The organism is Dechloromonas sp. ZS-1 (genome assembly GCF_039649255.1).
Lineage (GTDB): Bacteria > Pseudomonadota > Gammaproteobacteria > Burkholderiales > Rhodocyclaceae > Azonexus.
The window spans coordinates 122,891-139,445 of sequence record NZ_JBDIYD010000005.1 but is presented as its reverse complement, the minus strand read 5'-3'; the positions used below and the strand labels follow the sequence as shown (position 1 = coordinate 139,445).

At 64.9% G+C, this 16,555-nt stretch carries 12 protein-coding genes and 1 pseudogene; 11 read left to right on the top strand and 2 right to left on the bottom strand.

Annotation, left to right across the window (positions count from 1 at the left end; translation table 11 throughout):
• The 11 genes from AACO21_RS09230 to AACO21_RS09180 all read left to right on the top strand — a co-directional run bounded on the left by AACO21_RS09230 (position 1) and on the right by AACO21_RS09180 (position 13,157).
• Positions 1-1,722 (top strand): EAL domain-containing protein, encoded by a 1,722-nt coding sequence (locus AACO21_RS09230; protein WP_346192228.1) that lies wholly within the window; start codon positions 1-3, stop codon positions 1,720-1,722.
• Between the two features lie 24 nt (positions 1,723-1,746).
• Positions 1,747-1,953 (top strand): heavy-metal-associated domain-containing protein, encoded by a 207-nt coding sequence (locus AACO21_RS09225; RefSeq protein WP_346192227.1) that lies wholly within the window; start codon positions 1,747-1,749, stop codon positions 1,951-1,953.
• A gap of 23 nt (positions 1,954-1,976) precedes the next feature.
• Complete coding sequence (gene selD, locus AACO21_RS09220; protein WP_346192226.1) at positions 1,977-3,023, top strand: selenide, water dikinase SelD; 1,047 nt, start codon at positions 1,977-1,979, stop codon at positions 3,021-3,023.
• A gap of 183 nt (positions 3,024-3,206) precedes the next feature.
• Entirely contained in the window at positions 3,207-3,851 is a 645-nt protein-coding gene (locus tag AACO21_RS09215) for a PepSY-associated TM helix domain-containing protein (RefSeq protein WP_346192225.1), read from the top strand.
• Positions 3,852-3,868: 17 nt separating this feature from the next.
• Positions 3,869-4,390: a DUF2271 domain-containing protein gene (locus AACO21_RS09210; RefSeq protein ID WP_346192224.1), complete on the top strand. Its 522-nt coding sequence runs from the start codon at positions 3,869-3,871 to the stop codon at positions 4,388-4,390.
• Between the two features lie 17 nt (positions 4,391-4,407).
• Positions 4,408-5,238, top strand: a complete 831-nt coding sequence (locus AACO21_RS09205; protein ID WP_346192223.1) for a DUF4198 domain-containing protein — start codon at positions 4,408-4,410, stop codon at positions 5,236-5,238.
• 12 nt (positions 5,239-5,250) lie between these two features.
• Positions 5,251-6,612 carry a sulfite reductase subunit alpha gene (locus AACO21_RS09200; RefSeq protein ID WP_346192222.1) on the top strand — a complete coding sequence of 454 codons (1,362 nt, stop codon included), beginning with the start codon at positions 5,251-5,253 and terminating at the stop codon, positions 6,610-6,612.
• A 148-nt stretch (positions 6,613-6,760) separates the two neighbouring features.
• Positions 6,761-9,079 (top strand): catecholate siderophore receptor Fiu, encoded by a 2,319-nt coding sequence (locus AACO21_RS09195; protein WP_346192221.1) that lies wholly within the window; start codon positions 6,761-6,763, stop codon positions 9,077-9,079.
• Positions 9,080-9,147: 68 nt separating this feature from the next.
• Positions 9,148-9,825 carry a Fe2+-dependent dioxygenase gene (locus AACO21_RS09190; protein ID WP_346192220.1) on the top strand — a complete coding sequence of 226 codons (678 nt, stop codon included), beginning with the start codon at positions 9,148-9,150 and terminating at the stop codon, positions 9,823-9,825.
• Positions 9,822-10,922 carry an alpha-hydroxy acid oxidase gene (locus tag AACO21_RS09185; RefSeq protein ID WP_346192219.1) on the top strand — a complete coding sequence of 367 codons (1,101 nt, stop codon included), beginning with the start codon at positions 9,822-9,824 and terminating at the stop codon, positions 10,920-10,922. The genes AACO21_RS09190 and AACO21_RS09185 overlap by 4 nt, the downstream gene beginning before the upstream one ends.
• 90 nt (positions 10,923-11,012) lie before the next feature.
• Positions 11,013-13,157 (top strand): TonB-dependent receptor, encoded by a 2,145-nt coding sequence (locus AACO21_RS09180; protein ID WP_346192218.1) that lies wholly within the window; start codon positions 11,013-11,015, stop codon positions 13,155-13,157.
• A 212-nt stretch (positions 13,158-13,369) separates the two neighbouring features.
• Here the strand turns inward: AACO21_RS09180 and AACO21_RS09175 are convergent, their stop codons facing one another.
• Together AACO21_RS09175 and AACO21_RS09170 are read right to left on the bottom strand one after the other, a co-directional pair.
• Complete coding sequence (locus tag AACO21_RS09175) at positions 13,370-13,522, bottom strand: hypothetical protein (protein WP_346192217.1); 153 nt, start codon at positions 13,520-13,522, stop codon at positions 13,370-13,372.
• Between the two features lie 150 nt (positions 13,523-13,672).
• A pseudogene (locus AACO21_RS09170) lies at positions 13,673-15,151 on the bottom strand (DNA translocase FtsK); the annotation flags it as partial.
• Positions 15,152-16,555: the final 1,404 nt, after the last annotated feature.

Genomic DNA, 16,555 nt, shown 5'->3' with positions numbered 1-16,555 from the left:
ATGACCGCTGCCGAAGCGGGTGGTTTCATTGGTTCGATTGTCGGGATGCCGCATGGTGTCTCCTCGGCGTTTTTCCACGCTGCCATCGAGGCGGCTCAGGTCGGCGTCTTCGTCCAGCAGGGCGGGCGCATCAGCTACGCCAACGGCTTTCTGCGTCACGTCTTCCTGACGGGCGATGCGTTTGCCGGGCGCACTGTCTTTGATCTGCTGGAAGCCCCGCATCACGACTGGTTGCGCGAACAATTGCTCCTCGCCGATCCCGAGCGTCCTGCCGAAGGGGGCGAGGTGCTGTGTCGGCGGGATGACGGCAGCGCGTTTCCGGCCCAGCTCTTCATTCGCCCGGTCCAGCTCGATGGCGCCCCCGCCATCGTCGGCACCATTCTGGATGTGTCGCAGCACAAGGAAGCCGAGCAGCGCATTCGCGAGCTGGCGGATTTTGATGCCCTGACCGGCTTGCCCAATCGTCGTCTGCTGCATGACCGCTTTGGCCAGTTGCTGGCCGCCGCCCAGCGCGATGGCGAAGAAATCGCCCTGATCTTTCTCGATCTCGATCACTTCAAGCGGGTCAATGATTCACTGGGCCACAGTGTGGGTGATCAGCTCTTGTGTCAGCTGGCGCGCCGTCTTGAGACCGTGGTGCGCCGGGGCGATACCCTGGCACGGCTGGGCGGCGATGAATTCATTCTTGCCTTGCCCGGTATTCATGGCCCGGCCGCCGTCGATGTGGCGCGGCGCCTGATCGACGTGTGCACGCACCCCTTCACGGTTGGCGGCCACGACCTGGCCATCACCCCCTCGCTCGGGATCAGTTTCTTTCCGCAGGATGGCCTCGATTTCGAAACCCTGCTGCGCAATGCCGATGCGGCGATGTACAAGGCGAAGGAACTGGGCCGCAATACCTTCCAGTTCTATTCGGCCGAGATGAACAAGGCCACGCTGGAGCGCCTGCTGATGGAAAGCAGCCTGCGGCGTGCCTTGCAACAGCAGGAATTCCGGCTGCACTACCAGCCGCTGATCAGCCTGCAGTCCGGGCTGATCGTCGGAGCCGAGGCCCTGATCCGTTGGCAGCATCCCGATCTCGGGATGATTTTCCCCGACCGCTTCATTCATGTGGCTGAAGAAAACGGCCTGATCAACCCGATTGGCGACTGGGTGCTGTGCACCGCGTGCCGTCAGGCGCAGGCCTGGCAGGCTGCCGGCTTGCCGCCGATCAGCGTGGCCGTGAATGTGGCGCCAGTACAGTTCCGTCAGGCCGGTTTTGTCGATATGGTGGCCGGTGCGCTGGCCAGTTCGGGTCTGCAGGCCAGTGCGCTTGAGTTGGAAGTCACGGAGCGCACCGTGATGCACGACGCGGATATTCATCTCGGCACCTTGTCGGCCCTGTCGCGCATGGGGGTGGAACTGGCGCTGGATGATTTCGGCACGGGCTATTCGTCCCTGGCCTATCTGAAGCGCTTTCCGGTCGGTAAACTGAAGATTGACCGGTCCTTCATCGGCGATCTCGACACCAATCCGGATGACCAGGCGATTGCCTCGACGGTGGTCAGCATGGGGCGCAGCCTGCGCATGACCGTGCTCGCCGAAGGGGTCGAGACGCCGGGGCAGCTTGCGCTGTTGCGCCGCATGGGCTGCGACATGGCGCAAGGTTACCTGTTCAGCCGCCCGGTGCCGGCCGATGAGATGGCCGATCTGCTGGCGCGTCAGCCTTTTGTTCATTTTTGATGCTTCGATGCAAGGAAAGCAGAGATGGAAACCACCCAAATCAAGATCGGCGGCATGAGCTGCCAGGGCTGTGTCGCCAATATCACGACGGTGCTGCAGGGCATGGCCGGCGTGGCCACGGCCAGCGTTTCGCTGGAAGCGGCCGAGGCCACCGTGTGCTTCGACCCGGCCCAGGTCGACCGCGCCGCCTTGCTGAATGCGATTGAAGATGCCGGCTTCGATGCCGCGTGAATGGATTGACTGAGGAAATCAACGTGTCTGAACAAGTGCCTGTCCGACTGACCCAACTGTCTCACGGTGGCGGCTGCGGCTGCAAAATCGCCCCGGCCGTGCTGCAGCAGATCCTGGCCAACGTGCCGGCCGGCATCGTGCCGCCGCAATTGCTGGTCGGGACCGAAACGAGCGACGATGCGGCGGTCTATCAGATCAATCGCGAGCAGGCGATTGTCGCCACCACCGATTTCTTCATGCCCATCGTCGACGACCCGTACGACTTTGGCCGGATTGCCGCCACCAACGCCATTTCCGATATTTACGCCATGGGCGGCACGCCGCTCTTCGCGCTGGCCCTGGTCGGCATGCCGGTCAATGTGCTGCCGGTGACCACCATCGGGCGCATTCTGGAAGGCGGGGAAAGTGTCTGCCGGGCGGCGGGGATCCCGATTGCCGGCGGCCACACCATCGACTCGGTGGAGCCGATTTACGGCCTGGTGGCCATTGGCCTGGTGAATCCGAACAACCTGAAGCGGAATTCGGGCGCACGCCCGGGCGACAAGCTGATCCTCGGCAAGCCCATCGGCGTGGGTACGTACAGCGCGGCGCTCAAGAAGGATCAGCTCTCCGATACCGACTATGCCGCGATGATCGATGCCACGACCCGCTTGAATACGCCGGGCACGCTACTGGCCTGTCTGGATGGCGTGCATGCGATGACCGATGTGACCGGTTTCGGCCTGCTCGGCCATCTGCTGGAAGTCTGCCGCGGCAGCGGCTTGCGCGCCCGGGTGAATGTGGCGGATGTGCCGCTCCTGCCGAAGGCGCAGGCCTTTGCCGAGCAGGGTTTCATTACCGGCGCCTCCGGCCGCAACTGGGCCAGCTACGGTTCGGCGGTCAACCTCGGGGCGCACGGCGATCTGACGCGCGCCTTGCTGACCGATCCGCAGACCTCGGGCGGCTTGCTCGTTGCCTGCGCGCCGGATACCGTGACCGAAGTGCTCTCTTCCTTCCTGCAGCAAGGCTTTGGCCAGGTGGCCGTGATTGGCGACGTGCAGGCAGGTACGCCGGGCATCGACCTGATTTGAGGGCTTGGGCAGCGTCGACCGCCGGGCAAGCCGGTCGGTCGGCCGGTGTGTAACAAGATGCTATTGAGAATCTTTATCAGTTATAATCTGCGCAGCCAGCCAGATTAACCCCCGCCGGCACGTCGTTGCCGGTGTGCGGGAGCCAGCCAACCGTTTTGTTCTGTTGTCGCTTGAGGCTCCCGCGTGTCCACCATTTCCGCTACGTCCGAATTATCGCCGTCCACCCGGCGCGCCAGCTGGCTGAAAGGCCTGCTTGTCGTGCATTGGATGAGCTCGGCTGTCTGTTTGCTGGGCTTGTTGCTGTTTTCGGTGACGGGCATCACCTTGAATCATGCCGGTCAGATCGAGGCGCGTCCGAGTGTCGTGCGCTTGGTCCGCACGCTGCCCGCTGATCTGGTGGCGCAGCTTTCTCCGTCAGCGACCGGTGCCGAACAGGGGCTGCCGCCTGCGGTGTCGGCCTGGCTCAGCGCGGAATTGGGCCGGAATTTGCCGTCGACCGCCGCCGAGTGGTCCGCCGATGAAATCTACCTGCCCATGCCGCGCCCCGGAGGGGATGCCTGGCTACGCATCGGCCTGCCTGAAGGCGAGGTCGAGTTCGAGGAAACCCATCGCGGTGCCATTGCCTGGCTGAACGACCTGCACAAGGGGCGGCATACCGGCCCCGCCTGGTCGCTCTTCATCGATGCCCTGGCGGTGGGGTGCCTGCTGTTTGCATTGAGCGGCCTGCTCATTCTGCAACTGCATGCGGCCCGCCGACCCTCGACCTGGCCGCTGGTCGGCCTCGGCTGCCTCTTGCCGTGTCTGATTGTCTTGCTGTTCCTCCATTGAATCCAAAGGAAAATCCGATGAAGAAACCGTTTTCCGGGCTGCTGCTGGCGTTGCTCGTCACGGCCTTGCCGGCGACGGCGGCCGAGCTGTCCGTGCGCGTCGAGTTGCCCCAGTTGCAGGTTGCCGAATATCACCGCCCCTATCTCGCGGTCTGGCTCGAACGCGTTGATCAAACGGCGCCGATCACCCATCTGGCGGTCTGGTACGACCAGAAGAAGCGTGACAACGCCGGCACCAAGTGGCTCAAGGACATGCGCCAATGGTGGCGCAAGGGTGGGCGCGATCTGGCCGTGCCGGCCGATGCCGTGACCAGCGCGACGCGTGCGCCGGGCGTGCATCACCTCAGTTTCACGGCGGGCAAGGTGCCACTCGGCAATCTGGCGGCGGGCGAGTACCAGCTGCTCGTGGAAGCCTCCCGTGAAGCCGGCGGGCGTGAAGTGGTCCGCGTGCCGCTGACCTGGCCGCCGAAGGCTGCCCAGAATGCTACTGCCAAGGGGCAGGAGGAACTGGGCGCGGTGACTGTGCAACTGAAACCCTGAGCGAGGCGCAAAACATCATGAAACGTATTCATTTTTCCCTGTGCGCGCTGGCTGTGGCCGCTGCGCTGTCCCTGCCCGCCCACGCCCATCGCGGCTGGATGATCCCCGAAGTGGCTGAGGTTGAGGGTAAGGAGCCCTGGGTGACGGTGCGTGCCGCCATTTCTGAAGACCTGTTTGTCGTCGATCACAATGCGCTGTCCCTGGAGGCGCTGGAAGTGATTGCGCCGGACGGCACGCGCAGCAAACCCGAGAAAATTCACGCCGGTCGCCAGTTTGGCGCGGCAGATATCAAGCTCGCCAAGCCGGGGACGTACACGATGTCCCTGGTCAATGAGTCGGCCATGGCGTCCTACAAGCTGAATGGCGAAACTAAGCGCTGGCGCGGTGCGCCGTCGGCGCTGGAAAAGGAGATGCCGGCCGGGGCGGAAGAGGTGCAGGTGACGACGACCCTCGGGCGGATGGAAACCTATGTCACGGCCAACGATGCCAGCCCGCTGCGCGGGAAGCCGCAGGGCAAGGGCCTGGAGCTGCTGCCGCTCGATGCGCCGACCGGCATGCTGGTCGGCCAGACGACGCGCTTCCGCCTGCTGCTCGACGGCAAGCCGCTGGCTGCCACGACGGTGGGCGTGGTGCCGGGCGGTGTGCGTTATCGCGGCGTCTTGAAGGAATTTGCCGTGACGACCGATGCCAAGGGTGAAGTCGCGATCAAGTGGCCGATGGCCGAGATGTACTGGGTCAATGCCAGCTATCCCCCGCGTGCGCCGGCCCCGGCCGAGGGGCAGCCGCGTCCGCCGATGCCGAAGCAGCGCTACACCTATTCCGCCACCTTCGAGGTCTTGCCTGAATAAGGATGGCAGCGGGTGTGGTTTGAAGAATGGATGCGCGGGGCCGGGGCCATGTTGGCCCTGGCCCTGTATGCGGTGCTGTGCTGGCGCGCCTGGCATCAGGCGAAGCAGCTACGGGGGGGCGGCGTGTCGGCGGCGGCCCTGGCGGTCGATTGGCGGGTTGTATTTGCCAGCCAGACGGGGAGCGCCGAAATGCTCGCCCGTCAGACGGCGCATGCCCTGGTCGATGCGGGCCTGAGCGCGGCTTGCCTGCCGCTCGGGCGGCTGCGTGCGGCCGATCTGGCGCAAGGCGGGTGCTGCCTGTTTATCGTCAGCACGGCGGGCGAAGGGGATGCTCCCGACGACGCGCAGGCTTTTGTCCGGCATGCGCTGACGCAGACGCCGGACCTGGCGGGGCTGCGCTATGTCGTGCTCGCGCTGGGCGACCGGAGTTATCCGCATTTCAATGCCTTCGGGCGGCGTCTCGATGCCTGGTTGCAGGCCGCCTCGGCGGAGGCGCTGGCCGAGCGGATCGAACTCGATCGTTGCGATGCGAAGGGCGTGCAGGTCTGGCGTGAATTGCTCGCAACGCTCACCGGCCGTTCTGCCGTGCAGCTTGGCGAGGTGGCGGGCGTCACCGGGGCGGCGACCGAATGGCGTCTGGCGGCCCGGACCTGTCTGAATCCGGGCAGTGAAGGGGGGGCGGTGTATCGGCTCAATTTCACGGCCTGCGAGCCCGGGGCGGATTGGCAATCCGGTGATCTGGTGGAGGTCAGTCTGCCGGGGAACGATACGCGTCCACGTGCCTATTCGATCGCCTCCGTGCCGACGGAAGGCATGCTGCAACTTCTGGTCCGCCTGCATGTCCGGGCGGACGGCGAGCCGGGGTGGGTGTCTCATCATCTGGGGCGGACCCTGCGGGTCGGAGACCGGCTGAGGCTGCGCCTGCGTCCGCATCCCGGCTTTCAGCTGGCCGGCAATGCCCGGCGTCCGCTGATCCTGATCGGCAACGGGGTTGGCCTGGCCGGGTTGCGTGCCCATCTGATGGCGCGCATGGCCGACGGTCAACGTCAAAACTGGCTCATTTTTGGCGAGCGGCATCGGGTTGTCGATGATCTGCATGCCGATGACCTCGTGACATGGCGGGCGCAGGGCGTGCTGGCTCGCCTGGATGCTGTGTATTCACGGGAGGGCGCGGCCTGTCGTTATGTTCAGGATGTCTTGCATCGGGAAGCCGCGCAGCTGGCTGACTGGGTGGCGCGTGGTGCGGCGATTTATGTCTGCGGCAGTCGCCAGGGCATGGGCGAAGGCGTGGATCGGGCCTTGCAGGCGATTCTGGGTGAGGCCGCCCTGGCGCATCTCGCGGACAGCGGCCGCTATTGCCGCGATGTGTTCTAGAAAACAAGCGGGAAGTTGTATCAAGTTGTTGCAGATGTAAATGATAGGAGTTATCATTTACATCCTGTAAGCCAGCCACCGTGTTCGCGCCCTCTCTTTGCGACGCCCAGCCAGCCAACTTCTCCAACAGATTTTCAAGGACACGTTGATGGCCACTATTCGCAGTCGTAAACACGCAAACGCCTCCCATCTGCTTGCACTGGTCGCTGCCGCCCTGCCGGTCGCCGCCCAGGCGCAGGAAGCCGCCAAGGAGGCCAGCCTGCCGGCGATGACCGTCAAGGCGACGGTCGACGTCCCGTTCAAGGCAGAAACCAGCGCCAATCCGAAATTCACGCAGAAGCTGGTCGATACCCCGCAAACCGTGCAGGTGATCAAGAAGGAAATCATTCAGGAGCAGGGCGCTGCCTCGCTCATGGAAGCCCTGCGCAATACCCCGGGCATCACCATGCAACTGGGCGAGAACGGCAACACGGCCGCTGGCGATACGTTCATGATGCGCGGCTTCTCGACCGAATCGGCGACCTTTGTGGACGGTATTCGCGATGTCAGCCCGATCGCCCGCGATGTTTTCAACCTCGACCAGATCGAAGTCGTGAAGGGCCCGGCCGGGGCCGATATTGGTCGCGGTGCGGCGTCCGGTTACATCAACCTGATTTCCAAGCTGCCGACGCGCGACAGCGTCAATGCAGCCTCGGTGGCCGTTGGGACGGCCAATAAGCTGCGCACCACCGCCGACATCAATCAGGCGATCGGCGAGACGGCCGCCGTGCGCCTCAATGTCATGGCGCAGCAGGGCGGTGTCGACGGGCGCAATGTGGTCGAAAACCAGGGCTATGCCATCGCGCCGGCCTTCGCGCTGGGTCTCGGCACGCCGACCCGCTTCTACTTCTATTCCCAGCATGTGCGTCAGGACAACATTCCGGACGGCGGCATCCCGACCGTCGGCATGGCCGGGTTCTACGATGCCTCGGCGGCGATCCGTCAGGGCGGCAAGGTCAATCGCGAGAATTTCTACGGCAGCCCGAGCGACTACGAAAAGGTCCAGAGCGATATGGTGACTGCCAAGATCGAGCACGATCTGGGTAATGGCACGACCATCCGCAACATCACCCGTTACGGCAAATCCACGCTGGGCCGCGTGTTGACCGGGGTGGCTTCCGGCTCGACCCCGATTACCGCGGTCAATGCCAACGATCCCTCGACCTGGACCGTCAACCGCACCCGTCAGCGCATCGATCAGACCAACGAAATTCTGGCCAACCAGACCAATCTGACCACCAAGTTCAAGACGGCCGGGTTGGAGCATGATCTGTCTGCCGGCGTCGAGTTGATGTACGAGCGCCAGAAGAACCTGAGCTTCGGCACGACGGCACAGACCATCAATGGCAAGAGCTATGCGGCTGTAGCGATCCCGAGCGCCAATCTCTATGGCCCGAATACCGGCGATACACTGGGGGTGCCGTACGCGACCGGTGCCTACACCGATGGCCAGACCCTCACCAGCGCTTTCTACGTGTTCGACACCCTCAAGCTGAACGAGGCGTTCCAGTTGAGCGGCGGCTTGCGTTACGAGCACTACAACACCTCGACCGATGGCCGTACCCTGGTCACCTCGGGCAGCAGCGGCAACATCGCCAATTATCCGGGCTATTCCGCCGGACAACTGGCCCCGGACAGCCTCAAGGATTCCGGCAATCTACTCAGCTGGAAGGTCGGCGCGCTGTACAAGCCGGCTGAAAACGGCAGCATCTATGCCGCCTACGCGACGTCCTATACTCCGCCGGGCTCGGCCAACTTCGCCCTGGCCGTCAGTTCGTCGAGCAGCAGCCGCGCCGGTCTTGACCCGCAGGAAACCAAGAACATCGAGCTGGGCACCAAGTGGGAACTGCTCAACAAGCGCCTGAACCTGAATGCGGCCGTCTATCGGACCGAGAACGACAAGCAGGTCTCCTACAACGCGCTGGATGCTTCCTACTCGCAGTTCGGCAAGACCCGCGTGCAAGGGGTGGAACTCTCGGCCGTCGGTCAGCTGACCAATTTCTGGCAGCTCTCGGCCGGGATCGCCAAGATGAGCACCAAGGCCATCGACAACTACAGCTTCTCGTCGTCGAGCAACGCAACGACGCAGAGCAGTGGCGTGCGTTGGTCGCCGGATCTGACCGCGACCCTGTGGTCGTCCTACACCCTCGGTGACTTTACCCTGGGCGGCGGGGTGCGCTACGTCTCCGACCAGAAGCGTCTCGTCGCGGCCGGCCAGAGCGAGGCCACGACCAATATGCCGAAGATTCCGTCCTATTGGGTGACCGACATGATGGCAGCCTACGCGGTGAGCAAGCAGCTCAACCTGCGCCTGAACGTCTACAACCTGTTCGACAAGGAATACATCAGCACCCTGAACAACGGGGGCGGCCGCATGACCCTGGGCCAGCCGCGTTCGGCAATGCTGACGGCCAATTTCCAGTTCTGATCATGCTTTGATTTTGACCTCCTGCCCGCCGTCGACCGGCGGGCTTTTCCATTGATAGGGAGAAAACGATGCTGTTGCACATTCCGCAAGTCCTGAGCAAGGCCGAGGTGGCCGAAATTCGCCAGCGTCTGGACGCGGCTGGCTGGGTCGATGGCTTGCAGACCGCCGGCGCGCAGGCCGCCAGCATCAAGCAGAACCGGCAGCTGGCCGTCGATTCACCGGCCTTCGCCGAGCTGTCTCCCCGTATTGCCGAGGCGCTGCGCCGTCATCCGCTCTTCATGTCGGCGGCGCTGCCCAAGTACATCCTGCCGCCCATGTTCAACCGCTACGAGAACGGCGGTCACTACGGCAATCACATCGACAATGCGATTCAGGTCGACCGTTTCAGCGGCCGGCAGGTACGGACCGATGTGTCGACCACAGTCTTCCTGTCCGAGCCGGACGAGTACGAGGGCGGGGAGCTGATTGCCGAAGACAGCTATGGCTGCCATGAGGTCAAACTCGCGGCGGGCGATGCCATCGTCTATCCCTCGACCAGTCTGCACCGTGTCGAGCCGGTGCGGGCGGGCGTGCGCATTGCCTCCTTTTTGTGGACGCAGAGCCTGGTCCGCGATGCCTGGCAGCGTGCCATGCTCTTTGATCTCGATATGACCATCCTGCGCCTGCGCCAGCAGATCGGCGACAACGCCGAAGTCGTGGCGCTGACCGGGCATTATCACAAGCTCCTGCAGCAGTGGGCCGAATGAGTACCGCGCCGCTACCGCCGCTCGCGGCCATTCCGCACGACCTGGTGGCCGCCGTCGATTACGCGCGCCGCGCCCCCTTTCATCTCGATCCCCGCTGCCTGGCCTACCTGAACGGCGGTGCGGCCGATGAAGAGACGCTGGCTGCCAACAGCGCAGCCTTTGCCGATTTCCAGCTCTGGCCGCGCGTGCTCGCCGATGTTCGGGGCGGTAGCACGGCCACGGCACTGTTTGGTACGCCGCTGGCCCATCCGCTGCTCCTGGCGCCGGTGGCGTATCAGGGGCTTTTTCACACCCTGGGGGAGCGGGCGACGGCGCTCGCGGCCGGGGCCATGCACACGCCTTTTGTGGTCAGCACGCTGGCGACCACGCGTCTCGATGAGCTTGCCAGTCAGGCGGCCGCCCCCCTCTGGTTTCAGCTTTACTGGCAAGGCAGCCGCGAAGCCGCGCTGACGCTCGTCCGCCGGGCCGAAGCGGCGGGCTATGGGGCGATCGTCCTCACCGTCGATGCCCCCCTGGCCGGCATCCGCAACCGGGAACAGCGGGCCGGTTTTGCCCTGCCGCCGGGCCTGGCGGCGGTCAACCTCGCTGGATTGCCCGAAATCCCCGCGCCCCCTGCCAATGTGCCGGTCTTTCAAGGTGCCATGTGTCAGGCGCCGGGGTGGGCCGATATTGCCTGGCTACGCAGCCAGACCTCTTTGCCGTTGCTGCTCAAGGGCATCCTGCATCCGGAAGATGCGGTGCTGGCGCGGGAAACTGGAGCGGATGGCGTGGTGGTGTCCAATCACGGTGGGCGGGTGCTCGATCGCGTGCCGGCCAGCCTGCATGCCTTGCCGCAGGTGCGGGCGCGCCTGGGGGCCGATTTTCCGCTCCTGCTCGATGGCGGGATCCGGCGCGGCAGCGACATCTTCACCGCCCTCGCCTTGGGCGCCGACGCGGTCCTGATCGGGCGTCCTTATATTCACGCACTGGCCGTGGCGGGGGCGCTTGGCGTGGCGCATCTGATCCGCGTGCTGCGCGAAGAGCTCGAAATCTGCATGGCCTTGTGCGGTTGTCGCAGCCTGGCCGAGATCGGCCCGCATTGCCTGGCACCGGCCTGATTGCCTCAGATGTAACCTGTTGTAAAACAATAACGATACGCATTCGTATTTGTGTAGGATGCGATTTCTCCCCGATAGCCTCGTTTTGCCATGTCCACTCACGTTCATTCCCCCCTCCCCAAACTTTCCATCCTGAGCATCGCCCTGGCGGCGTTGCCCGCCTGGTCGGGGGCCGCCGAGGAGGCGGTGCTCGGCGAGGTGAGGGTCAATGCCACGCGCAGTCAGGCGCAGGAAATGCGCCGCAATGCCTCGGCCGGCAAGATCATTTTTGACCGGGCCGAGCTGGAAACGCTGGATGCCAGCTCAATGAGCGAGCTGCTCTCCAAGCTCCCCGGTACCGGCATGAGCGCCGACATGGACAGCGGCCCGCGTGGGCGCCCGCGCGGGCCGGACCGCAACATGCCGCAGATTCTGGTCGATGGTCAGCCCCTGCCGGGCGGCAGCCGCAATCCGATGGCCGCCTTGCGCCTGCCGGTGGAACTGATCGAACGGGTCGAGATCATCCGCAACAGCACCGCCGAGTTTCCTGTTCTGGGGCCGGGTGGGGTGATCAACCTGATCCTGCGCGATGTGCCGGACAAGAAGACGGCCAGCGCGAAGGCCGGGCTCAGTGCCATCGACGGGCGCGCCGGCTATCGCCTGGAAGGGCAGTATGGCGAGCCGGATGGCGGCGATTTTGGCTATCTGCTTTCCGGCGCCTTCAACAGCCGTCCGGTGACGGGCAACCAGACCATGAATGCCCAGCTCTACACCGGCGGCGCGCCGTCCGGCACCTTGAGCGAACACGCCACGCAAACCGGCGAGGACCGCAATATCACCCTGAGCCCGCGTTTCAGCTGGAATCTGGGCGGCGGCCAGAAAATCAGCCTGATGCCTTTCCTGACCCATACCGAAACCGGGCGTTCCGGGACGGTTGACCGTCTGACCAGCGGTGTGGCCAGCCGTGACCGCTTTGATGAAGACAACGGTCGGACCAGCGCGCGCGTCTCGGCAGAGTGGAAGGAAGCGGGGCAGGGGGGCAGCGAAACCTCGGCCCGCGTCATGCTCCAGGCCGAACGCGATCACCTGAGCCGCCTGACCAGCAAGTATGACGCCGCCAATGCGCTGACCTCCGCGCAGCAGGAAAACACCCTGCGTGAGGAGCGCGACGCCATGCTCGAACTGCGCCGCAAGACCCTGCTCGGGGAGAGTCATCTGGTGACGGCGGCATTTGAAGCGCGCAGCCGCGCTACCGACGACAGCCTGTGGCGTAGCACGGGGGCTTACGAACTGGCGCGCCTTAGCGAGCGCCGGCAAGTGCTCTGGGCGCAGGACGAGTGGCAACTGACCGAGCGCCAGGTACTGACGCCAGGCCTGCGCTACCAGCGTCTCGGCACGGAGGTCGAAGACAGCCAGGGCAGCCATGTCTCACGCCAGACCCGCCAGGTTGATCCTTCCCTGCATTACCTCTTCCAGGTGACCGATGCCTGGAACCTGCGCGCCAGTGTGGCCCGTAACACCAAGGCACCTTATACGCGGGATCTGTCGCCGCTCGTGCGTCAGGTGACCGGCACCAATAGCGCCGCCAGCCCGGATCGCGGCGGTAATGCCGACCTGATGCCGGAGCGCCTGACCAGCATTGAATTCGGCGTCGAGCACTTCCTCGATGAGCGTGCCGGCACCATCGGCCTCTCCGTGTTCAACCGCGATATCGACGACTACACCCAACGCCTGATCAAGGAAGAGGGGGGGCGTTGGGTCGAGCGTCCCTACAACGTCGGCAAGGCCCGCCTGCAGGGTTTTGTGCTGGATTACAAGTCCAAGATGGGCGTCATCGGCCTGCCCGATCTGACCCTGCGCGGCAACCTGGCTTATACCCATACCCAGATGCTGGAAAAAGTGGACGGCCTCGGTGCCGGCGACGGCCCGCGCAAGACCGCCAATCTGGGCTGGGATTACGACTGGAGCGCCTACCGCCTGACCTTCGGCGGCAACTTCAGCTACACCTCCGCCCTTGACCGCGAAAGCAGCGCCACCATCCGCCAATATCAAGGCCAGCGCCGCCAGCTGGATCTCTACACCCTGGTCAAGCTGGACCGTCAGCTCGCCCTGCGATTTTCTGCCCAGAACGTGACCAAGGAAGGCCGCGACAACAGCCTCACCCAATACGACAGCAGCGGCCTCCTTGCCCGCTCGGAGGTCGACACCATCCGCGGTGTCGCCACCTACGCGATGACGCTGGAAGCGAAGTGGTAAATGGACAAACACCGGCTTGAGGGCCGGTGTTTTTTTAGAGCGCGCCCGGCAGTCTTGGCGGGTTCCCGGCTATTCGGGGAGCGCAGTCGGCCCTCCCTCGCCCGATGCTTTGTCGTGGCGCTACAAACGCAACCGTACTTTTTGCCGGTGCGTCCGACCTTTCGGCGAATTTCCGCCGGATCAGGCGCGTATCTCTGCGCTGCTCCAGCTGTTCATCGGCTCCAGACTTCAATCGGGTCGACGCCCAGCATGCGCTTGAGCAGATCCTTCACTTGCCGAGCACTGATGGAGGCTTGAAAGGAGATGGGCTGAGCGTAGCTCTGCCCCGCGAGTCTGTAGTACCAGTGACGACGATGGGCGATCATGACAACACTCCGTTGTGCGTGACGAGATAGTCGTCGTGATCAATGCAAAAGATGGGCCAGCATTGAACGCTGATCTGGTCTTGATGCCTGGTCGTATCCAGCCGCCGGTAATCAGGCTTGCGAGTCCATTAAAAGGGCCTTTCGGCCCTTTTAATGACTCGGAACCAGCACGCTGCGGCTGCCGTTGCTTTCCATCGGGCTGACGATGCCGGCGACTTCCATCTGTTCGACCAGGCGGGCGGCGCGGTTGTAGCCGATGCGCAGATGGCGCTGGACGAGTGAGATGGAGGCGCGGCGCGATTCGATGACGATGGCCACGGCCTGGTCGTAGAGCGGGTCGTTTTCCTCGATGAGGCTGGCCTCGCCAGCGGCCTCGCCCTCGCTGCCGGGCGGGGTGCCGAGGACGGCATCGACGTAGTCGGGCGCCCCGTATTGCTTGAGGTGTTCGGCCAGCGCATGAACCTCGTCGTCGGCGACGAAGGCGCCGTGTACCCGTTGCGGGTAACCCGTGCCTGGCGGCAGGTAGAGCATGTCGCCCTGGCCGAGCAGGGTTTCGGCGCCCATCTGGTCGAGGATGGTGCGGCTGTCGATCTTGGAGGACACCTGGAAGGCGATCCGGGTCGGGATGTTGGCCTTGATCAGGCCCGTGATCACGTCCACCGAGGGGCGCTGGGTGGCGAGGATCAGGTGGATGCCGGCGGCACGGGCTTTCTGGGCGAGGCGGGCGATCAGTTCTTCGATCTTTTTGCCGGCCACCATCATCAGATCGGCAAATTCATCGACCACGACGACGATGAAAGGCAGATGCTTGAGCGGGGTGGGGCTTTCCGGCACCAGCGGTTCCGGATCGTACAGGCTGCGGCCGGCTGCTTCCGCCTCGCGGATTTTCTGGTTGAAGCCGCTCAGGTTGCGCACGCCCAGGAAGCTCATCAGGCGATAGCGGCGCTCCATCTCGGTGACGCACCAGTGCAGCGCGTTGGCGGCCAGCTTCATGTCGGTGACCACCGGCGCCAGCAGGTGGGGAATGCCGTCGTAGACCGAGAGTTCGAGCATCTTCGGATCGATCATCACGAAGCGGACTTCATCCGGCGTGGCGCGGTACAGCAGCGACAGGATCATCGCATTGACGCCGACCGACTTGCCGGAGCCGGTCGTCCCGGCCACCAGCATGTGCGGCGCCTTGGCCAGGTCGGCCACGACGGATTCGCCCGTGATGTCCTTGCCCAGCGCCATCGCCAGTTTGGAGCTATGGTGCTGGAAGGCTTCGGAGGAGAGCACTTCGGACAGGCGGATCATCTGCCGCTGCACGTTGGGCAGTTCCAGCCCCATGTGCGTCTTGCCGGGGATGGTCTCGACCACGCGGATCGAGGTCACGCCAAGGGCGCGCGCCAGGTCCTTCATCAGATTGACCACCTGAACGCCGCGCACGCCGACCGCGGGTTCGACTTCGTAGCGGGTGATCACCGGGCCGGCGTAGGCGTCGCGTACCGCCACCTTGACGCGGAATTCAGCGAGCTTTTCCTCGATCAGCCGTCCGTTTTCGCTCAGCGTTACGAGGTCGACCGGCGCGCCCGCTTCGGCAGGCGGCTGCAGCAAGGCAAGCGGCGGAGCGTAATGCGACCAGTCGGCAGCAGGCTGCGGCGGGGCAGGGCTCACGCTCGACGTGGCCTGCGGTGTCACGACCGGCAAGAGGGGGGGCAAAGCGGCGGGTACAGCGACCGGCATGCTGGCGATCGGGGCGGCTGCCGGCAAGGCGCTGGGTAGCGCCGGTGCGCGCGTTGTGGTGGGCATCGGCTTGGGTTGGGCGACCGAAATCGTCGGACGCAGAACGATGCGCGGCTTGACCGTTGCCGGGGCGGGGGCCGCGACAACCGGCGAGGCGGTCTCGGAGTCCGGCAGCGTGTCCGTGCAGGCCAGGTCGGCTGCATCGGTCTCAACGGTCTCAACGGTCTCAACAGCCTCAACAGCCTCAACAGCCTCAACAGCCTCAACAGCCTCAATCCAGGGCGGCGTGTCGTGTTGCGGCGGGTTGGCTGCGTTTGCTGTTGCTTCCAGTGTTGTTGCGTGGTCGTTCCGGCCCGAAACAGACGCCAATTCGGCGGGGGCCGGAGACAGGACGGTGAGCGGCGCGGCATGTACATCGTGGGCGTCGCTGGGTGGGGCCGATGACAGCGTATCCACCGGGCGGACAAGTGCCGCTGCGCGATGGCGGGGCAGGCTGAGGGTGGCCGAAATCGGGGTGCGCTGACCGGGCGGATTACGCTGGCGCCAGTTTGGCGGGAAGGCCACGGCTTCAGGGGCATCCCAGCGCGCAAAGCAGCGCTCGCGCTGGCGCACTTGGTGGCTGCGCGTCCTGGCGGGGGCCGGGGGCTGTGGCTGTGCGTCCGGAACGTGGGCGGCGGGGATGCTGATTTCGATGGTTTCCGGGATGTCGACCGTCGCCAACGCGTCCGGCAGGGGGTGTGCGGCGGCGGAGTGCGCGACCGGGGTGTCTGCGCTCACGGGGGGCGCCGAGATGGTGCGGGTCGGTGCCGTGGGGGCGGACATCTGCAGATTGGCCGGGGCGGGTTTGACCACGCTGGCGCGCGGTTTGTTGCTCGTGATCGGCCGCTTCCATGTGGGCGGGCTGGGTGTCCGGGCGAGGCTTGGCTGCGTCGCCTGTGCGGCAGGTGCTGCGGTTGCCGGGCCGGGCGGCAGGGTGTCGGTCGTGAGCGGCGCCGGATACGTCGTCTGAATCGGGGGCTGCAGCGGCCATTCTCCCGGCTGCTGTTGCGCTGCCGGCAGGGGGGCTTTCATCGCTTGCGGGGGACGCCCGGGCAGGCGGCCGCCGTGAATTTTCAGGAGGCGGGCCTGGATGGCAGCCTCATCCATGGTTTCGTGTGCGGCAGCGTGCTCCGCCGATGGTGCGGCGGCGTGGCCACGGTAGCGGCGGGCCAGGTTGTGCTGGATCCAGGCGTGATCATCGGCGACCTGCTGCGCCAGATCGGGCGTCGGCGGGGTGGGCGCGGCGGCGAGCGGTGCGGCAAGTGGTGC

Bases quoted from the DNA above. Each gene is read 5' to 3' on its own strand.
- AACO21_RS09230 (WP_346192228.1), top strand. From the start codon at position 1: ATGACCGCTGCCGAAGCGGGTGGTTTCATTGGTTCGATTGTCGGGATG.
- AACO21_RS09225 (WP_346192227.1), top strand. From the start codon at position 1,747: ATGGAAACCACCCAAATCAAGATCGGCGGCATGAGCTGCCAGGGCTGT.
- AACO21_RS09210 (WP_346192224.1), top strand. From the start codon at position 3,869: ATGAAGAAACCGTTTTCCGGGCTGCTGCTGGCGTTGCTCGTCACGGCC.
- AACO21_RS09205 (WP_346192223.1), top strand. From the start codon at position 4,408: ATGAAACGTATTCATTTTTCCCTGTGCGCGCTGGCTGTGGCCGCTGCG.
- AACO21_RS09195 (WP_346192221.1), top strand. From the start codon at position 6,761: ATGGCCACTATTCGCAGTCGTAAACACGCAAACGCCTCCCATCTGCTT.
- AACO21_RS09190 (WP_346192220.1), top strand. From the start codon at position 9,148: ATGCTGTTGCACATTCCGCAAGTCCTGAGCAAGGCCGAGGTGGCCGAA.
- AACO21_RS09185 (WP_346192219.1), top strand. From the start codon at position 9,822: ATGAGTACCGCGCCGCTACCGCCGCTCGCGGCCATTCCGCACGACCTG.
- AACO21_RS09180 (WP_346192218.1), top strand. From the start codon at position 11,013: ATGTCCACTCACGTTCATTCCCCCCTCCCCAAACTTTCCATCCTGAGC.
- AACO21_RS09175 (WP_346192217.1), bottom strand. From the start codon at position 13,522: ATGATCGCCCATCGTCGTCACTGGTACTACAGACTCGCGGGGCAGAGC.